Source organism: Rhodococcus yananensis (genome assembly GCF_020515525.1).
GTDB lineage: Bacteria > Actinomycetota > Actinomycetes > Mycobacteriales > Mycobacteriaceae > Rhodococcus > Rhodococcus yananensis.
In genome coordinates this window covers 30,391-47,995 of the sequence record NZ_JAIYEP010000013.1, presented here as the reverse complement: position 1 = coordinate 47,995, position 17,605 = coordinate 30,391, and the positions used below count along the sequence as shown (strand labels likewise).

The 17,605-nt window shown below is 68.7% G+C and carries 17 protein-coding genes; 14 read left to right on the top strand and 3 right to left on the bottom strand.

Features of this window, described 5'->3' with window-relative positions; translation table 11 throughout:
• Positions 1–33: 33 nt before the first annotated feature.
• From pdxT to LDQ05_RS05505, 11 genes are all read left to right on the top strand, one after another.
• Positions 34–651, top strand: a complete 618-nt coding sequence (gene pdxT / locus LDQ05_RS05555) for a pyridoxal 5'-phosphate synthase glutaminase subunit PdxT (protein ID WP_226435898.1) — start codon at positions 34–36, stop codon at positions 649–651.
• A 62-nt stretch (positions 652–713) separates the two neighbouring features.
• Entirely contained in the window at positions 714–1,466 is a 753-nt protein-coding gene (locus LDQ05_RS05550) for a YebC/PmpR family DNA-binding transcriptional regulator (protein WP_226435897.1), read from the top strand.
• A 101-nt stretch (positions 1,467–1,567) separates the two neighbouring features.
• Complete coding sequence (gene ruvC / locus LDQ05_RS05545) at positions 1,568–2,146, top strand: crossover junction endodeoxyribonuclease RuvC (protein ID WP_226435923.1); 579 nt, start codon at positions 1,568–1,570, stop codon at positions 2,144–2,146.
• Positions 2,143–2,742, top strand: coding sequence for a Holliday junction branch migration protein RuvA (gene ruvA, locus LDQ05_RS05540; protein WP_226435896.1), 600 nt, complete (start codon positions 2,143–2,145; stop codon positions 2,740–2,742). Before ruvC ends, ruvA begins: the two co-directional genes overlap by 4 nt.
• Positions 2,739–3,848 (top strand): Holliday junction branch migration DNA helicase RuvB, encoded by a 1,110-nt coding sequence (ruvB, locus tag LDQ05_RS05535; RefSeq protein WP_226435895.1) that lies wholly within the window; start codon positions 2,739–2,741, stop codon positions 3,846–3,848. Before ruvA ends, ruvB begins: the two co-directional genes overlap by 4 nt.
• A gap of 154 nt (positions 3,849–4,002) precedes the next feature.
• On the top strand, positions 4,003–4,344 hold the full coding sequence (yajC, locus tag LDQ05_RS05530; protein ID WP_226435894.1) for a preprotein translocase subunit YajC: 342 nt from the start codon (positions 4,003–4,005) through the stop codon (positions 4,342–4,344).
• A gap of 193 nt (positions 4,345–4,537) precedes the next feature.
• Positions 4,538–6,301: a protein translocase subunit SecD gene (gene secD / locus LDQ05_RS05525; protein ID WP_226435893.1), complete on the top strand. Its 1,764-nt coding sequence runs from the start codon at positions 4,538–4,540 to the stop codon at positions 6,299–6,301.
• Positions 6,302–6,303: 2 nt separating this feature from the next.
• Entirely contained in the window at positions 6,304–7,497 is a 1,194-nt protein-coding gene (gene secF / locus LDQ05_RS05520) for a protein translocase subunit SecF (RefSeq protein ID WP_226435892.1), read from the top strand.
• Position 7,498: 1 nt separating this feature from the next.
• Complete coding sequence (locus LDQ05_RS05515) at positions 7,499–9,232, top strand: ABC transporter substrate-binding protein (protein ID WP_226435891.1); 1,734 nt, start codon at positions 7,499–7,501, stop codon at positions 9,230–9,232.
• Between the two features lie 26 nt (positions 9,233–9,258).
• Positions 9,259–9,786, top strand: coding sequence for an adenine phosphoribosyltransferase (locus LDQ05_RS05510; protein WP_226435922.1), 528 nt, complete (start codon positions 9,259–9,261; stop codon positions 9,784–9,786).
• A gap of 56 nt (positions 9,787–9,842) precedes the next feature.
• Positions 9,843–12,149 (top strand): RelA/SpoT family protein, encoded by a 2,307-nt coding sequence (locus LDQ05_RS05505; protein WP_226435890.1) that lies wholly within the window; start codon positions 9,843–9,845, stop codon positions 12,147–12,149.
• Between the two features lie 28 nt (positions 12,150–12,177).
• On the opposite strand, the gene LDQ05_RS05500 is transcribed toward LDQ05_RS05505, so the two are convergent.
• The 3 genes from LDQ05_RS05500 to LDQ05_RS05490 form a co-directional block, all read right to left on the bottom strand.
• Positions 12,178–12,924: a peptidylprolyl isomerase gene (locus LDQ05_RS05500; RefSeq protein ID WP_226435889.1), complete on the bottom strand. Its 747-nt coding sequence runs from the start codon at positions 12,922–12,924 to the stop codon at positions 12,178–12,180.
• A 201-nt stretch (positions 12,925–13,125) separates the two neighbouring features.
• Entirely contained in the window at positions 13,126–13,905 is a 780-nt protein-coding gene (locus LDQ05_RS05495) for a peptidylprolyl isomerase (RefSeq protein WP_226435888.1), read from the bottom strand.
• On the bottom strand, positions 13,905–14,777 hold the full coding sequence (locus tag LDQ05_RS05490) for a peptidylprolyl isomerase (protein WP_226435887.1): 873 nt from the start codon (positions 14,775–14,777) through the stop codon (positions 13,905–13,907). Before LDQ05_RS05490 ends, LDQ05_RS05495 begins: the two co-directional genes overlap by 1 nt.
• 148 nt (positions 14,778–14,925) lie before the next feature.
• Between LDQ05_RS05490 and LDQ05_RS05485 the strand changes: the two genes are divergently transcribed.
• Genes LDQ05_RS05485 through LDQ05_RS05475 form a run of 3 tightly spaced genes read left to right on the top strand, consistent with a single transcriptional unit; the run spans position 14,926 to position 17,565 of the window.
• Positions 14,926–15,609: an MBL fold metallo-hydrolase gene (locus LDQ05_RS05485; RefSeq protein WP_226435921.1), complete on the top strand. Its 684-nt coding sequence runs from the start codon at positions 14,926–14,928 to the stop codon at positions 15,607–15,609.
• A 50-nt stretch (positions 15,610–15,659) separates the two neighbouring features.
• Positions 15,660–16,934: a histidine--tRNA ligase gene (gene hisS, locus LDQ05_RS05480; protein WP_226435886.1), complete on the top strand. Its 1,275-nt coding sequence runs from the start codon at positions 15,660–15,662 to the stop codon at positions 16,932–16,934.
• On the top strand, positions 16,921–17,565 hold the full coding sequence (locus tag LDQ05_RS05475; protein ID WP_226435885.1) for a hypothetical protein: 645 nt from the start codon (positions 16,921–16,923) through the stop codon (positions 17,563–17,565). The genes hisS and LDQ05_RS05475 overlap by 14 nt, the downstream gene beginning before the upstream one ends.
• Positions 17,566–17,605 lie beyond the last annotated feature (40 nt).

Sequence of the window (17,605 nt, the reverse complement as noted above, 5' to 3'; positions counted from 1 at the left end):
GCACGGCGACCGCGACAAGTGAGGACACGGACAGTGCACACACCCACCATCGGCGTGCTCGCCCTCCAGGGCGACGTACGGGGCCATCGAGCGGCCCTCGAGGCGGCCGGTGCCCGCACGATCGGGGTTCGGCGGGCGAGCGAACTCGACGACATCGACGGGATCGTGTTGCCCGGCGGCGAATCGACCACGATGAGCCGCCTGCTGCGCGTGTTCGATCTGCTCGAACCGTTACGGGCCCGGCTGAAGAACGGCATGCCCGCATTCGGATCGTGTGCGGGCATGATCCTGTTGGCGACCGAGGTGCTCGACACTCGGCCCGACGCCGAGCATCTCGACGCGCTCGACATCACCGTGCGGCGCAACGCGTTCGGACGTCAGGTCGACTCGTTCGAAGCCGATCTGGACGTGGCGGGTGTCGACGGTGGACCGATGCGTGCGGTGTTCATCCGGGCGCCGTGGGTCGAGCGGGTCGGGGCGGACGTGGAGGTACTCGCGACGGTGCCCGCGGGCCCCGCGGCCGGGCGTGTCGTCGCGGTCCGGCAGGGCCCGGTCGTGGCCACGTCGTTCCATCCGGAGGTCACCGGGGACCGGCGCATCGCACGGATGTTCGTGGACACCGTCCGGTCGGACCGGGGCGCGGGTGGGTAGAATCGTCCTCCCACAGTGTCGGTGCGAGCCGACCAGACCTCGCCGGAAGGGGCTCGAAGCGAATGAGCGGCCACTCCAAATGGGCCACCACCAAGCACAAGAAGGCGGTCATCGACGCCAAGCGCGGCAAGATGTTCGCGAAACTCATCAAGAACATCGAGGTGGCCGCCCGTACGGGCGGTGGTGATCCGGCGGGCAACCCGACGCTCTACGACGCCATCCAGAAGGCCAAGAAGAGTTCGGTTCCCAACGACAACATCGAGCGCGCCCGCAAACGCGGTGGCGGCGAGGAGGCCGGCGGAGCCGACTGGCAGACGATCACCTACGAGGGCTACGGGCCGAACGGTGTCGCACTGCTCATCGAGTGCCTGACCGACAACCGGAACCGCGCTGCCGGTGAGGTGCGCACGGCGATGACCCGCAACGGCGGGAACATGGCGGATCCGGGTTCGGTCGCCTACCTGTTCACCCGCAAGGGCGTGGTGGTGCTCGAGAAGAACGGGCGCGGCGAGGACGAACTGCTCGAGGTGGTGCTCGACGCCGGCGCGGAGGAGATCAACGACCTCGGGGACAGCTTCGAGATCGTCTCCGAGGCGTCCGACCTCATCGCGGTGCGCACGGCGCTCGTCGATGCCGGCGTCGACTACGACTCCGCCGATCCCGACTTCCGGGCGTCCGTGGAGGTGCCCGTCGACGTCGAGGGCGCACGCAAGGTCTTCAAGCTCGTCGACGCCCTCGAGGACTGCGACGACGTCCAGAACGTCTACACGAATGTCGACGTCTCCGACGAGGTTCTCGCCGAACTCGACGCCTGATGTACCGCGGCGGCGGCCCGGCGCGTGTCGGCGCCGCCGCGGAGGTGACCGTTCCGATATGCTCTCGAACAACTGTTCGTAGCGTGTGAGGGGTGTGCCGGGTGCGTGTGATGGGTGTCGACCCCGGTCTGACGCGATGCGGTTTCGGTGTCGTCGACACCGGCCGCGGCCGCGAGGTCGTCCCCGTCGCGGTCGACGTGATCCGCACCCCGGTCGACGACGACCTGGCGGTGCGACTGCTCGCGATCGCCGATGCCGCGGATGTGTGGCTCGATCGGTACCACCCCGACGTCGTCGCCGTCGAACGGGTGTTCTCCCAGCACAACGTCCGCACGGCGATGGGCACCGCGCAGGCCGGGGGAGTGGTGGCCCTCGCTGCCGCCCGCCGTGGGATTCCCGTGATGTTCCATACGCCGAGCCAGGTCAAGTCCGCCGTCACCGGGAACGGTGGCGCCGACAAGAAGCAGGTGACCGCGATGGTCACCCGCATTCTCGGTCTCGACGCCCCGCCGCGGCCCGCCGACGCCGCCGACGCCCTGGCGTTGGCGATCTGCCACTGCTGGCGCGCGCCGATGCTGGCACGCATGGCGGCGGCCGAGGCAGCCGCGGCAGAACAGAAGCGACGCTACGAGGCGCGGTTGCGTGAGCAGGCCGCCGCGCGGAAGGCAGGTGCACGGTGATCGCCTCGGTACGGGGAGAGGTGCTCGAGATCGCCCTCGACCACGTGGTCGTCGAATCGGCCGGTGTCGGCTACCGGGTCAACGCGACCCCCGCCACCCTGGCCGCGCTGCGTCGCGGCGAGGAAGCTCGGCTGGTGACGGCGATGATCGTGCGTGAGGACTCGATGACCCTCTACGGTTTCGCGGATCCCGCGGCCCGCGACCTCTTCGGACTGTTGCAGACGGTGTCCGGTGTCGGCCCGCGGCTGGCCATGGCGACGCTGGCCGTACTCGAACCCGACGCGTTGCGGGCCGCTCTCGCGGACGGCAACACCGCAGCCCTCACGCGGGTACCCGGAATCGGTAAACGCGGTGCCGAACGCATGATCGTCGAACTGCGGGACAAGGTGACCGCGTTCGCCGGCGCGGCCGAACAACCGGCCGCGATTCCGGGAGGGTCCCCCGTCCGTGACCACGTGATCGAGGCTCTGGTGGGACTCGGGTTCCCGGCCAAACAAGCGGAGCAGTCCACGGATACCGTTCTCGCAGCGGATCCCGCCGCCGACACCTCCGCGGTTCTGCGGGCGGCGCTGTCGACGCTGGGTAGGTCACGGTGACCGACGATCCGGCTCTCCCCCCCGACCATTCGTTCCACGACGATTCCGGTCCGTCCCCGGTCACCGCCGCGTTCACCGCGTCCGACGGTGAGATCGAGGCGAGCCTGCGACCGAAGAATCTCGACGATTTCATCGGCCAGGCACGGGTCCGCGAGCAACTCCAACTCGTCCTGCGTGCCGCGAAGATGCGGGGAGGCACCCCCGATCACATTCTCCTGTCGGGCCCGCCGGGCCTCGGCAAGACCTCGATGGCGATGATCATTGCAGCCGAACTCGGATCATCGCTGCGGTTGACGTCCGGTCCCGCTCTCGAACGGGCCGGCGACCTCGCGGCGATGCTGTCGAACCTCGTCGAAGGTGACGTCCTGTTCATCGACGAGATCCACCGCATCGCCCGGCCCGCCGAGGAGATGCTGTACCTGGCGATGGAGGACTTCCGGGTCGACGTGGTCGTCGGCAAGGGACCCGGCGCGACGTCGATTCCCCTCGAGGTGGCCCCGTTCACCCTCGTCGGTGCGACGACGCGCTCCGGCGCGCTGACCGGACCGCTGCGCGATCGGTTCGGATTCACGGCGCACATGGACTTCTACGACACACCGGAGCTGCACCGCATTCTGCAGCGCTCGGCTCGTCTCCTCGGCATCACCCTGCACGAGGACGCGAGTCTGGAGATCGCCGGCCGTTCGCGCGGCACACCGCGCATCGCGAATCGTCTCCTCCGGCGTGTACGCGACTACGCCGACGTGCGGGCCGACGGTGTCGTGACCCGGGAGATCGCGCAGGCAGCGCTCGAGGTGTACGACGTGGACCCGGTCGGCCTCGATCGGTTGGACCGCGCGGTTCTGGGTGCGCTGGTGCGTAGCTTCGGTGGCGGTCCCGTCGGTGTGTCGACCTTGGCGGTCGCGGTCGGTGAGGAACCCGCCACCGTGGAGGAGGTGTGTGAACCGTTCCTCGTGCGCGCCGGAATGGTCGCGCGTACACCCCGCGGACGTGTCGCGACCCAGGCTGCGTGGTTCCAGCTCGGATTGACCCCGCCGCCGGACGCGGCGGCGGGAGGGATCGAGGTGCGGGCCCGCGAACCGCAGCTCGAGACGTTCGACGAGTGAGCATCGCGGACCGCGGGCCGGGGTGCGGGGCGTACGGTCGGCGGGCGGATGATGGCACACTGGACTACTGCGTCGGTCCGCGGAGGCCGAGCACGACGTCGCGACGGCCCCGGACCGGCGCGATACCGTTACGACCCGAGGACTGACTTCAACGATGGAACTGCTCTTCCCACTCCTGATTCTCGCTCTGCTGGTGCCCACCTTCCTCGGTGTTCGGCGCCAGAAGAAGGAGATGCAGAAGGTGGCCGAACTCCAGGACTCGCTGCGCGTCGGGGATCGGGTCACGACAACCGCGGGTCTGCACGCCACCATCACGGCGCTGTCGGACGACACCGTCGACCTCGAGATCGCGCCCGGCGTGGTGACCGTGTGGTCGCGCGCGGTGGTGCGTGAACGCCTCGACGAGCCCACCGGCGACGTCGCCGACGACAGCGGTTCCGTCTCGCTGGGCAAGGACGACCCCACCCCGCCGGGGGACCGCCCGATCGAGCACTGACCCCGGATCGAGCACCGACCCGGATCGAGCACCGACGACGTGCGGGGCGCCGATCGGACGGCGCCTGCACATCCGCTCGGCTTGTCCGCACCGACCGTGCGGTGGGCGCCGGAGGATCCCGGTGCCGGCCCCACCACGCCCGGGCGAGTTCGACCACCGACCCACTCACTCGTATCGAGGAGATTGACAGACCGTGGCACCTTCCAACGGATCGGTGCATCCCGCGCGCTCTCTCGCCGTGTTCGGCGTGATCCTCGCGGCTCTGTATGCACTGGTCTTCTTCACCGGGGACAAATCACCCACCCCGAAGCTCGGCATCGATCTGCAGGGCGGCACGCGCGTGACGCTCACCGCCCGAACTCCGGACGGGAGCAGCCCGAGCCAGGACAGCCTGAGACAGGCCCAGCAGATCATCGAGACCCGCGTCAACGGGCTGGGTGTCTCGGGGTCGGAGGTGATCATCGACGGAGACAACCTCGTGATCACCGTTCCCGGCGACGACAGTGCCCAGGCGAAGACCCTCGGCCAGACGGCACGCCTGTACATCCGCCCGGTGGTGTCGGGGCCGTTCGATGCGGCCGCCGTCGCGCAGCAACGGGACGTCATGGCGAACGAGGGGGCTGCGGGCGCGCCGGAAGGCGAGGCGCCCCCGGGCGGGGAGACCGTGCCCGACGAGGCGCCGGCGGACACCCCGGAGCCTGCGGACACCCCGGAACCACAGGGACGGCCGTTCCCGGCGCAGGATCCCACCGACGCCCCGGTGGCGCCGACGGACGGAACCGAGGTTCCCGCTCCCGACACACCGTCGACCGGGACACCCGCGGACGAACCCGAACTGACGCCGCAGGAACAGAGCGCGGCCGACATCGCCGCGGCCAAGGCCACCCGGCAGAGCACCGACCCGGCCGTGCAGGAACAGGCGATCCTCGCCATGGACTGTGGTGCCCCCGACCCGCTCGCCGGCAACGACGACCCCACCCTTCCACTGATCGCGTGCGCGTCCGACGGCACCTCGATCTACGTGCTCGGACCGAGCATCATCGACGGTCAGCAGATCGACGACGCGACCTCCGGGTACAACAGCCAGCAGTCCCGCTACGAGGTCAGCCTGACGTTCGACAGCGAGGGCAGCAACACCTGGGCGCAGTTCACCGCGGCGAACATCGGCAGCAACGCGGCGTTCGTGCTCGACTCAAAGGTCGTCAGCGCACCGGTCATCCAGGGGGCCACCCCGGCGGGTAGCGCCACCTCGATCTCGGGGACGTTCACCCAGACGCAGGCGACCGAGCTCGCGAACACCCTCAAGTACGGTTCGCTGCCGCTGTCGTTCACCGCGTCCGAAGCCGAGACCGTGTCGGCGACCCTCGGTCTGGCCTCCCTCGAAGCGGGCCTGATCGCGGGTGCCGTCGGTCTCCTGCTCGTGCTCCTGTTCTGCCTGGTCTACTACCGGATGCTCGGTCTGCTCACCGCGTTGTCTCTGGTGCTGTCGGGTCTTGCGGTCTACGCGGTGATGGTGCTGCTCGGTCGATACATCGGGTTCACCCTCGACCTCGCGGGCATCGCCGGGCTGATCATCGGCATCGGTATGACCGCCGACTCGTTCGTGGTGTTCTTCGAACGGATCAAGGACGAGATCCGGGAGGGCCGTAGCTTCCGCTCGGCCGTTCCGCGCGGCTGGGCCCGTGCACGGCGCACCATCCTGTCCGGCAACGCGGTCAGCTTCATCGCTGCCGCCGTGCTGTACATGCTGGCGGTCGGGCAGGTCCGTGGATTCGCCTTCACACTCGGCCTGACCACGATCCTCGACGTCGTGGTCGTCTTCCTCGTCACCGCGCCGCTGGTACACCTGGCGTCGAAGTCGAAGGCGTGGTCCAAGCCGAGCATGAACGGACTCGGCGCGATTCAAGAGGTGGCGCGTGAGCGCCGGCTGGCTGCGACAGCCGCGAAGGAGCTGTGACGATGACCGACACGACAGCCACGGCCACGGCCACGCCGCGGCACGGATGGTTCGCCGGCCTCTACACCGGCACCGGGGCGTTCGAGATCGTCGGCCGCCGCAAGCGTTACTACCTCATCACCGGTGCGATCGTCCTGATCGCGCTGCTGAGCATGCTGGTCCGCGGATTCACGTGGGGCATCGACTTCGAGGGTGGCACCCGGATCCAGATGCCGACGGTCGCCGGCGCCACCGTCGACGACGTCGAGACGGTGTTCAGCGACACCGTCGGATTCGAGCCGGAAGCGGTGCAGACCGTCGGTTCCGGTGACGCCGCGAGCTTCCAGATCCGATCGCAGGCCCTCGACGCCGAGCAGGTCGCATCGGTGCAGACGGCCCTGTTCGAGGAGTTCGGGCCGCTCGGGTCCGACGGCGAGCCGAGCCGCAACGCCATCAGCGTGGCCGACGTCAGTGAGACGTGGGGCGGGCAGATCACCCAGAAGGCGTTGATCGCCCTCGTGGTGTTCCTCGTGATCGTCAGCGTGTACATCGCCGTGCGCTACGAGCGGGACATGGCGATCGCGGCGATCGCGGCACTGTTCTTCGACGTGATCGTCACGGCGGGCGTGTACGCGCTCGTCGGTTTCGAGGTCACCCCGGCCACGGTCATCGGTCTGCTCACCATCCTCGGTTTCTCGCTGTACGACACGGTCGTCGTGTTCGACAAGGTCGAGGAGAACACCCGCGGCATCCTCCATCTTCGCCGCCGCACCTACGCCGAACAGGCCAATCTGGCCGTCAACCAGACTCTGATGCGGTCGATCAACACCACGATCATCTCGGTGTTGCCGGTGATCGCGCTGATGGTGGTCGCGGTGTGGTTGCTCGGCGTCGGAACGCTCAAGGACCTCGCGCTCGTTCAGCTCGTCGGGATCGTCGTCGGTGCGTACTCGTCGGTGTTCTTCGCGACCCCGCTGCTGGTGACGCTCAAGGAGTGGCGTGGCCCGGTCGCGAAGCACACGCGTAAGGTGCTCGCCAAGCGAGCCGAGGTCGCCGCGCGCGGCACCGACGAGCCCGTCGTCGTCGCATCGGCCGGTGGCCCGGCCGTCACGGTGGTTCCGGCACGGAATCCGGGCACCGCGTCGCGCGGTCCGTCACCCGTGACCCCGAGACCCGGCGCGCGACCCACCGGAAAGCGTGCCCGGAAGAGGACCTGACATGGCGATCGAAGGCAACGAGCGGGCGGGGGCCGGCCAGCGCCGGCGAACCTGGCGGACCGTGGTCGGCGCGACAGCGCTCGCCGCGGTCGCGGCCTCGGGGGTCGTTGCGTGCGGAAGCGCCGACGAGCCCCTGCCGTCGATCGGATACGCGATCGACGGACCGGTGACGAGCTACAACGCGAACACCGTCGACGGCGCCGCGTCCGGTGCACGGCAGGCGTTGACCCGGGTGCTGCCCGGATTCGGGTACATCGGTCCTGCCGGCCGCGTTGTCGCCGACACCGACATCGGTACCGCCGAAGCCGTGCCGGGCGACCAGCTGACCGTGGAGTACCGGTTGGCGCCGGACTCGGTGTACTCGGACGGTGTGCCGATGTCGTGCGACGATCTGGTGCTCACCTGGGCAGCGTCGAGCGGCCGGTTCACCGAACCCGACGACACCGGTGCGCAGGAGAATCTCTTCCACGCCGCGCGGCGAGGCGGGTACGCCGACATCGAACGGATCGACTGCACGGCAGGTTCGAAGGACGCCACCGTGGTGTTCCGCGCCGGGCGGGGTGACACCGACTGGAAGTCGCTGTTCGGAGCCACCGAGCTCATGCCGTCGCACGTCGTGGCGAGCAGGACTGGTGTGTCCGATCTGGTCGGTGTGCTCACTCGTGACGACCGGGACGCGGTGCGTGCGATCGCCGAGTTCTGGAACACCGGCTGGGACCTGACGCCGGGATCACTCGATCCTGCACTGCTGCCGGCTTCCGGTCCGTATCGGATCGAGTCGTACACGGTCGAGGACGGGCTGGTGCTCGTCGCGAACGAGCGCTGGTGGGGAAACCGGCCGGCCACCGACCGGATCGTCGTGTGGCCCCGCGGCACCGACGCCGCCGCGGCCGTGGCGGACGGCCGCGTCCAGGTGGTCGATGTCGGTCAGGGGGCTCTCGACCTCGTTCCGGGCCTGCCCGACTCGGTGGAGCCGGCGACGGAGGCGTCCCGGAACCTCGAACAACTCGTCCTGTCGACGACCGGGGTGTTCTCGTCGCCGACGGCGCGTCGCGCTCTGGCGTCCTGCGTGCCGCGAGCCCGACTGGCCGACGAGTTGGGGTCGTCGGGCGAACCCGTCGACTCCCGCCTGCTACCCCCCGACTCACCGTTGTATCCGAGGGTCGTGGAGCCCGCGCAACGGTACGCGAACGTCGATGTCGACATGGCCCGCAGCGAGCGGGAATCGTCCGGTCAGGAACGGATGGAGGTACGCATCGGCTACGTGGCGCCGGACGCGCGGCGTGCGCGCACCGTGGAACTGATCGCGGAATCCTGCCGTGATGCGGGTATCGACGTGGTCGATGCCGGTGTCGACTCCTTCGTCCCGTCCGCGCTCGGCCGGGATGTCGACGCGGTACTGGCGGGGACGGCTGCGGCAACGGGTGCGGGTGGAAGCGCCGACATGGAGGATGCGCGGGGCGCGTTGCGCTCCGGTGCCGGCAGCAATGTCGGGGGCTACGCGAACGGGCGCGTCGACGAACTGCTCGACGGCCTGCTCGTCGCCGGTGACAACGCGACCGTGTCGAACCTGGCCTCGGAGGCCGAACGTATCCTGTGGGACGAGATGCCGACGGTGCCGCTGTTCCTGCAACCGCGCACGATCGGATTCGAGCGGGGTATGGTCGCGGCGGAACCGAACCCGACGACCGCGGGTGCGGGTTGGAACATGGACCGGTGGATACTCAGAGGGTGAACGTTCGACATTCCGCCGACCCCGACCTGATCCTCGACGCAGCCGCGCACGTGGCCGCCAACACCCGCTGGGTGGACGACTTCCCCGACGCAGGTGTCCGATTCGCCGACCTCACCCCGGTTTTCGCGGACGGTCCCGCGTTCGCGGCGATCATCTCGGCGCTGGCGTCGGCCGCACCGGATGCCGAGGTGGTCGCCGGTATCGACGCGCGGGGCTTCCTGCTCGGCGGTGGTATCGCACGTGCACTGGGGGTGGGTGTCCTCGCGGTCCGCAAGGCCGGCAAGCTGCCCCCTCCCGTGCAGACGTGCGAGTACGCCCTCGAGTACGGCACGTCGGCCATCGAGATCCCCGGTGAATGGTTGTCGTTGCGCGGCCGCAGGGTTCTGGTCGTCGACGATGTGCTCGCGACCGGGGGGACACTCGGTGCGACCCTCGAGTTGCTCGAGCGGGTCGGGGCGGAGATCGTCGGGGTGACGGTGGTGACCGAGATCGAGGCTCTCGGTGGACGCGCTCGATTGAGCAAGTATCCTCTGACGTCCCTGGTTCGTGTCTGAGGACTAGAGTTGGCGCATGCACCGGTGACCGGGGCAGCTGCGATGGGAGGTTGGGCATGACCCAGAATCTTGATCGGTCCCAGAGCGGCGGGCCGGCGCCGACCCCGGCGTCGACGTCCGCATCCCGCCGGGTGCGTGCCCGGCTGGCGAGACGGATAACCGGTCAGCGCGGCACCTCGCTCAAGCCGGTGCTCGAGCCGCTGGTGACGATCCACCGTGAGCTGTATCCGAAGGCGGATCTCTCCAGGTTGCAGCGCGCGTACGACGTCGCGGAGGAACGTCACGCCACCCAGCGCCGCAAGTCGGGCGACCCCTACATCACGCACCCGCTGGCGGTCGCGACGATCCTCGCCGAACTCGGCATGGACACCACCACCCTCATCGCTGCGTTGCTGCACGACACGGTGGAGGACACCGGCTACAGCCTCGAGCAGCTCACCGACGAATTCGGGGAGGAGGTGGCGCATCTCGTCGACGGCGTCACCAAACTCGACAAGGTCGTGCTGGGAAACGCTGCCGAAGCCGAGACCATCCGCAAGATGATCATCGCGATGGCGCGGGATCCCCGTGTACTGGTCATCAAGGTCGCCGACCGGCTGCACAACATGCGCACGATGCGATTCCTGCCGCCGGAGAAGCAGGCCCGCAAGGCTCGGGAGACGCTCGAGGTCATCGCGCCGCTCGCGCACCGCCTCGGGATGGCGACCGTCAAGTGGGAACTCGAGGACCTGTCGTTCGCGATCCTGCATCCGAAGAAGTACGAGGAGATCGTCCGGCTCGTCGCGACACGCGCGCCCTCGCGCGACACCTATCTGAGCAGGGTGCGCGAGGAGATCGGCGCGACCCTCGCGGCCTCCCGTATCGACGCGACCGTCGAGGGCCGACCCAAACACTACTGGTCGATCTACCAGAAGATGATCGTGAAGGGCCGCGATTTCGACGACATCCACGACCTCGTGGGGGTGCGGATCCTGTGCAACGAGATCCGCGACTGCTACGCGGCGGTCGGTGTCGTGCATTCACTGTGGCAACCGATGGCGGGACGGTTCAAGGACTACATCGCACAGCCCCGGTACGGCGTGTACCAGTCACTGCACACGACGGTCATCGGCCCCGAGGGCAAACCGCTCGAGGTGCAGATCCGCACACGGGACATGCACCGCACCGCCGAGTTCGGGATCGCTGCGCATTGGCGGTACAAGGAGACCAGGGGCAGGCACTCCGGTGATTCCGGCGAGGTCGACGACATGGCGTGGATGCGCCAACTGCTGGACTGGCAGCGTGAGGCCGCCGATCCGGGTGAGTTCCTCGAATCGCTGCGCTACGACCTGGCGGTCAAGGAGATCTTCGTGTTCACCCCGAAGGGTGATGTCATCACGTTGCCGTCGGGGTCGACGCCGGTGGACTTCGCGTACGCCGTGCACACCGAGGTCGGGCACCGGTGTATCGGTGCCCGGGTCAACGGCAGACTCGTCGCACTCGAACGCAAACTCGAGAACGGTGAGGTCGTCGAGGTGTTCACCTCGAAGGATCCGAACGCGGGACCGAGTCGCGACTGGCAGGCGTTCGTCGTGTCGCCACGGGCGAAGGCCAAGATCCGACAGTGGTTCGCGAAGGAACGCCGCGAGGAGGCCCTCGAGACCGGCAAGGACGCCATCACGAAGGAGGTGCGCCGCGTCGGACTGCCCCTGCAGCGTCTGATGAACGCGGACCTGATGGTCGCGGTCGCCAAGGAACTGCACTACACCGACGTGTCGGCGTTGTACACGGCGATCGGTGAGCATCATGTGTCGGCGCATCACGTCGTGCAGCGACTGGTCGCGCTGCTCGGAGGTGTGGGCGGTGTCGAGGAGGAGTTGGCCGAGCGGTCGACTCCGTCGACGATCCCGACCCGGTCGCGTCAGAGCGGCGACTCGGGAGTCCTGGTGCCCGGTGCACCCGGCACCGTGTCGAAACTCGCGAAGTGCTGCACGCCCGTGCCGGGCGACGAGATCATGGGGTTCGTCACGCGCACCGGTTCGGTGAGCGTGCACCGCACGGACTGCACCAACGCGGATTCGCTGCGGCAGCAGTCCGAACGCATCATCGACGTCGAGTGGGCGCCGTCGCCGTCGTCGGTGTTCCTCGTCGCCATCCAGATCGAGGCCCTCGATCGGCACCGGTTGCTGTCGGATGTCACCAAGGCGCTCGCCGACGAGAAGGTGAACATCCTGTCGGCGTCGGTGACCACCACGGGCGATCGCGTCGCGGTGAGTCGGTTCACGTTCGAGATGGGCGACCCGAAGCATCTCGGACACGTCCTGAACGTGGTCCGGAACGTCGAGGGTGTGTACGACGTGTACCGGGTGACGTCGGCCGCGTGACGTGGGCACGTCGCCCCGTCGTGATACGTCAGCGCACCGCCGCGATCGTCACCGGGACGTTCGGGACGCCTCCGCCCAGAACAGAGCTGCCGTCGTCACCCTGGGCGGCCGCGGCGTCGAGCACCGCCAGCGAGGCATCCGAGACGTGCCCGAACACCGTGTAGTCCGGCCGCAGCACCGAATCGCCGAGGAGCAGGAAGAACTGTGAGCCGTTGGTGTCGGCGCGTCCGCTGTCGGAGAGCGCGACGGTACCCCGCGGGTACACGACGCTGGTCGTGTCGGCCATGCTCGTGACCGGATACTCGTCCGCGTAGGTGTAACCGGGATTGCCCAGACCCGTTCCGGTGGGGTCACCGCACTGGTACAGCTGCGCACCCACGTTCATCGAGAGCCGGTGGCACGACGTGTCCGAGAAGAACCCCTGACGGGCCAGGCTGAGGAAGCTGTTGACCGTGCACGGTGCCATCGCCCGGTCGAGGACCAGCGTCACCGGTCCGATGGTGGTGTCGAGGGTGACCTCGACGGTGCCGGTGGCCGTCGCGGACGACGACGGCGTGGCCACGTTGCCGACGCCCCCTCCGATGGAGGGGTACGAGCACGTGGTGGTGGCGGCGGTGGGTTCGGGCACGGGAGGCAGGGTCGGATACTGCGCGACGTACTCCGCCGACGCCTGCCACGAGTCACGGGGGGAGGTGGTGGCAGCGGAAGTGGTGTTCGACGTGGAGGTCGGGGTGTCTCCGCCGGCGCAACCCGCCGTGAGGAGCACGCTTCCCACCAGGGCACCGATAGAGACGGCGACGCGGGTTCGGGACGCAGTCGCCGGATTGGAATACATCACAATTCAGACATGCTAGTGCTTTCGATCACGATTACATAGGTGTTCGGTTACGGAGCGGTAAACAACGAGGGTTGTCATTGTGCTCTGGAACGAAACGGGCGTCCCCGCAGCCGGTCGCGGGGACGCCCGGTGCCCTCGTCAGGACGTGACCGTCACCGATTCGATCCGGACGGGACGGTTCGGCGCGCCGCCGCCGGCGGACATCGAACCGTCGTCTCCCGCCGCCGCGACTTCCTCGACGACGGCCAGACCTGCCTCGTCGACCGTGCCGAACACCGTGTAGGCGGGCGGCAACTGCGAGTCCTCGTACACGAGGAAGAACTGGCTGCCGTTGCTGCCCGGCCGGCCGGTGTTCGCCATCGCCACCGTGCCCCGCGGGTACACGACGGACTGCCGCAACTGCGGATCACCCGGGGCGTAGGCGGTCTCCGGGTACTCGGTGTCGAATCCGTATCCCGGGCCGCCCGTGCCGGTGCCGGTCGGGTCACCGCACTGGAGGACCTGCAGGCCCGGTGACGTCACCAGTCGATGGCAGGGGGTGTCGTCGAAGTAGCCCTGCTCGGCGAGCGAGACGAAGCTGTTGACCGCGCACGGCGCGGCGGCCCGGTCGAGCAGCAACCCGATCTCACCGGCATCGGTGCTCATCGACACCTCGGCGATCCCGGCAGCGGGAACGTCGCTGCCGTCCGGCGGCGTCACCTCACGCGCGGACGCTCCGCCGGGCGTGTAGGTGCACGACACGGGATCACCGTCGGCGGGGCGGTCGGGCAGGACGCCCGACGACGTCCGGGTGGTCGTCGCATCGGTAGTCGAGTCCTGGACCGCCCGGACATCATCCGTGTCGGACGAACAACCCGTCAGGAGCAGCGCGAGCCCCAGGGCCGCCGCGGCGGCGGCACGCATTCGTGTTCGCGTCATCAATCCATCCTCACGCTGGTCAGAGTCGTCTCCGAGTTCGGGGTGCCGTCGCTCCCGCCGCCGTCGACACCGTTCGCGGCGATGGCGTCGAGGGTCGAGAGGCCGGTCTCGTCGACGGTGCCGAAGACGGTGTACTGCGGGGGCAGTACCGAATCGCCGTACACGAGGAAGAACTGGCTGCCGTTGGTGCCGGGCCCGGCGTTCGCCATGGCCAGCGTTCCCCGCGGGTACGTCATGGGCTCCTGCGAGGCGGGATCGTCCGCCGCGAACTGATCGGTGGGGAACTCGTTCGCGAACTGGTACCCCGGACCGCCCGACCCGGTGCCCGTCGGATCACCGCACTGCAGAACCTGCAACGTCGGTGCGGTCGTGAGGCGGTGGCAGACGGTGCCGTCGAAGTAGCCCTGTGATGCCAGCGACAGGAAGCTGTTGACGGTGCACGGCGACTCCGCGTTGTGCAGGATCAACCCGATGTTGCCCTGCGAGGTCTCCACGCTGACGCTGATGTCGGTGTTGTTCTCGCCCGAGGTCAGGATGCCCTCGGTGCGCGGCGGATCGACCGGCCTCGACGGCTCCCGCCCGTCGGCGGGATAGGAGCAGTCGACCGACTCCGGAAGCGGTTCGGCGCGGCCCGCAGGCAGTGCGGGATAGCCGGTGTCCTCCGTGCCGCCGGCCGCATTCGCATCGGATGCGGGTTCGTCGGAACCGCCGAGCGTGACCGCAGCGACCACCGCACCCACGACGACGATCACGCCGAGCGCCGACAGGCCGAGAGTCAGGAGACGTCGTTTGCGTTCGCGTGCGGCGCGTCGCTCGAGCTGCCGCTCGAGTTTGCGTTTCGCGGCCTGGCGCCGCTGTGCGTTGCTCGGCACTGCAGTAATCCTCCCGTGAACCGATCGTGATGGGTGCCCGTATCGAGGCCGAGTCGAGTCTGCCACCCCGAACCTGAGAGTGGCCCGACCGGGCGCTGCGCATAGGGTGTAGGGGACCGCGAATGCCCACACCGTAGGAGCGATGCCCGTGCTCGTCACCGGATTCCCCGCGGGGATGTTCCAGACCAACTGCTACATCCTGGCGCAGGACAACGCGAAGGACTGCGTCGTCGTCGACCCCGGCCAGGACGCTGCGGAACCACTCGTGGAGTTCCTGGTCGGGTCGGACCTGACTCCCCGGGCGGTGCTGCTCACCCACGGTCATCTCGACCACGTGTGGTCCGCGCAGACGGTCGCCGACCGGTTCGACATCCCCACGTACATCCATCCCGACGATCGGCACATGCTCTCCGATCCGGGCGTCGGTCTCGGCTCGAGTCTGGCGCCGCTGTTGGAAGGCACCGTGTTCACCGAACCGCACGAGGTCGTCGAACTGGCCGACGGTGACGAGATCGAGCATGCGGGCATCGAGTTCACGGTCGACCACACTCCGGGGCACACGCGCGGTTCGGTGGTGCTGCGCACCCGCGCCACCACGCCGGACGGCGCCGACATCGGTGTCGCCCTCACCGGCGACACCCTGTTCCAGGGGTCGATCGGCCGCAGCGATCTGCCCGGAGGGGATCACGAACAACTCCTCGCCTCGATCGCGGCCAAACTGCTCGTACTCGACGACAACACGGCGATCCTGCCCGGGCACGGCGGATCCAGCACGATCGGCGCGGAGCGCGCGTCCAATCCCTTCCTGACCGGTCTCACCGGAATCCGCTGACCGGACCTCGACCTCCCCGACCGACCGACAGACGAGAGAAAGCAACCACAGTGAGCAAGCCCTCCACGTTCTCGGCGCCCAAGGGTGTGCCCGATTACGTCCCCCCGCAGTCCGCCGAGTTCGTGGCGGTCCGTGACGGCCTCACCCGGGCGGCACGGCTCGCGGGGTACGGGCACATCGAACTGCCGATCTTCGAGGACACCGGGCTGTTCGCCCGCGGAGTCGGAGAGTCCACCGACGTCGTCACGAAGGAGATGTACACCTTCGCGGACCGCGGTGACCGGTCGGTGACGTTGCGTCCGGAAGGCACCGCCGGGGTGATGCGCGCCGTTATCGAGCACGGACTCGATCGCGGGGCATTGCCCGTCAAACTCTCGTACTCGGGACCGTTCTTCCGGTACGAGCGCCCGCAGGCGGGCCGTTACCGGCAGCTGCAGCAGGTGGGCGTCGAAGCGATCGGTATCGACGACCCGGCCCTCGACGCCGAGGTCATCGCGATCGCCGACGCCGGATTCCGGGGGCTCGGTCTCGACGGATTCCGCCTCGAGATCACCTCACTCGGCGACGACACCTGCCGACCGCAGTACCGGGAGTTGCTGCAGGAGTTCCTGTTCGGTCTGCCGCTCGACGAGGAAACCCGTCGTCGCGCCGAGATCAACCCGCTTCGGGTGCTCGACGACAAGCGACCGCAGGTGCGCGAGATGACTGCGGATGCACCCCTGATGCTCGATCACCTGTCCGATACGGCGAAAGCACACTTCGACGAGGTACTGCGGCATCTCGACGCGCTCGCGGTGCCGTACGTCGTCAACCCGCGGATGGTGCGCGGCCTGGACTACTACACCAAGACCACCTTCGAGTTCGTGCACGACGGACTCGGCGCCCAGTCCGGCATCGGTGGCGGCGGCCGGTACGACGGACTCATGGAGCAGCTCGGTGGGCAGCCGCTGTCCGGTATCGGATTCGGGCTCGGCGTGGATCGCACGATCCTTGCGCTCGCGGCGGAGGGGAAATCCGCAGCCACCCCGGCCCGCTGCGAGGTGTACGGCGTGCCGATGGGGGACGAGGCCAAGGCCGCGCTCGTTCCGATCGCGCACGCGTTGCGTGGCGCCGGGATCCGTGTCGATCTCGCCTACGGCGGACGCGGGCTCAAGGGCGCGATGAAGGCCGCCGACAAGTCCGGCGCGGCCGTTGCTCTGGTACTCGGCGACCGCGAACTCGAGGCCGGTGAGATCGTACTGAAGGACCTGCGCGACGGAGATCAGCACACCGTTCCGCTCGGGGACGTCGTCGCACGCGTGGGTGAGGTCCTTGTCGGACGCTGACGGCCACGGCACCGGTTCGGTGCCGCTGGACCTCATCCCCGCCGCGCTGCTGCTTCCGCGCGTGCGACGTGTCGCGCTCGTCGCGCTGTCCGCCGCGCTGATCATCGGGTTGCTGGTGTGGTTGGTCGCACCCTGGTGGGTTGCGCTGATCGTCGGTGCGGTTCTCGGGCTACCACCGGTCCTCGGTGCGTTCGCCTCCACACGACGCCACCTGCGGTTGCAGGGTACGACGCTCATCGCGTCGGGGACGGCAGGAAAACGCACCGTCGAACTGAGACACCTCGCCGGTGTCGAGTTGCTCGTGCGGGTCGGCCGGGTGTCGCAGGTGGTGCTCCGTGTCAACGACGGCACCCACGGACTCGTGTCGGTTCCGCTCGCGCTGTACACCGACGGTGGTGGACGTGAACTCGACGTTCTCGCGCTGCGCAGCCTCGCCGATGCACTCGCGTCGAGCGAGCTGGCGCCGGCGGCGGCTATCGCGTCGGTCCTCGTCGAGCAGTTGCGCGCGGAGGCACGAGGCGCGGGTCTCCCGGACCGGCCTCTCCATCGTGCGATCACCCTGGCCCGTGATGCCGGTCGTACACCGCAGACCACACTGACGGACCAGGAGGTCGCGTCCCTCGTCGACTGAAGACCGAACGAGTACGCGACCTCCGGTGCGGTTACCGCCC

What these genes read in the sequence shown, in the direction of transcription:
- LDQ05_RS05515 (WP_226435891.1), top strand. Translation starts at nt 7,499, where the DNA reads ATGGCGATCGAAGGCAACGAGCGGGCGGGGGCCGGCCAGCGCCGGCGA.
- yajC (WP_226435894.1), top strand. Translation starts at nt 4,003, where the DNA reads ATGGAACTGCTCTTCCCACTCCTGATTCTCGCTCTGCTGGTGCCCACC.
- LDQ05_RS05505 (WP_226435890.1), top strand. Translation starts at nt 9,843, where the DNA reads ATGACCCAGAATCTTGATCGGTCCCAGAGCGGCGGGCCGGCGCCGACC.
- LDQ05_RS05550 (WP_226435897.1), top strand. Translation starts at nt 714, where the DNA reads ATGAGCGGCCACTCCAAATGGGCCACCACCAAGCACAAGAAGGCGGTC.
- LDQ05_RS05495 (WP_226435888.1), bottom strand. Translation starts at nt 13,905, where the DNA reads ATGACGCGAACACGAATGCGTGCCGCCGCCGCGGCGGCCCTGGGGCTC.
- secF (WP_226435892.1), top strand. Translation starts at nt 6,304, where the DNA reads ATGACCGACACGACAGCCACGGCCACGGCCACGCCGCGGCACGGATGG.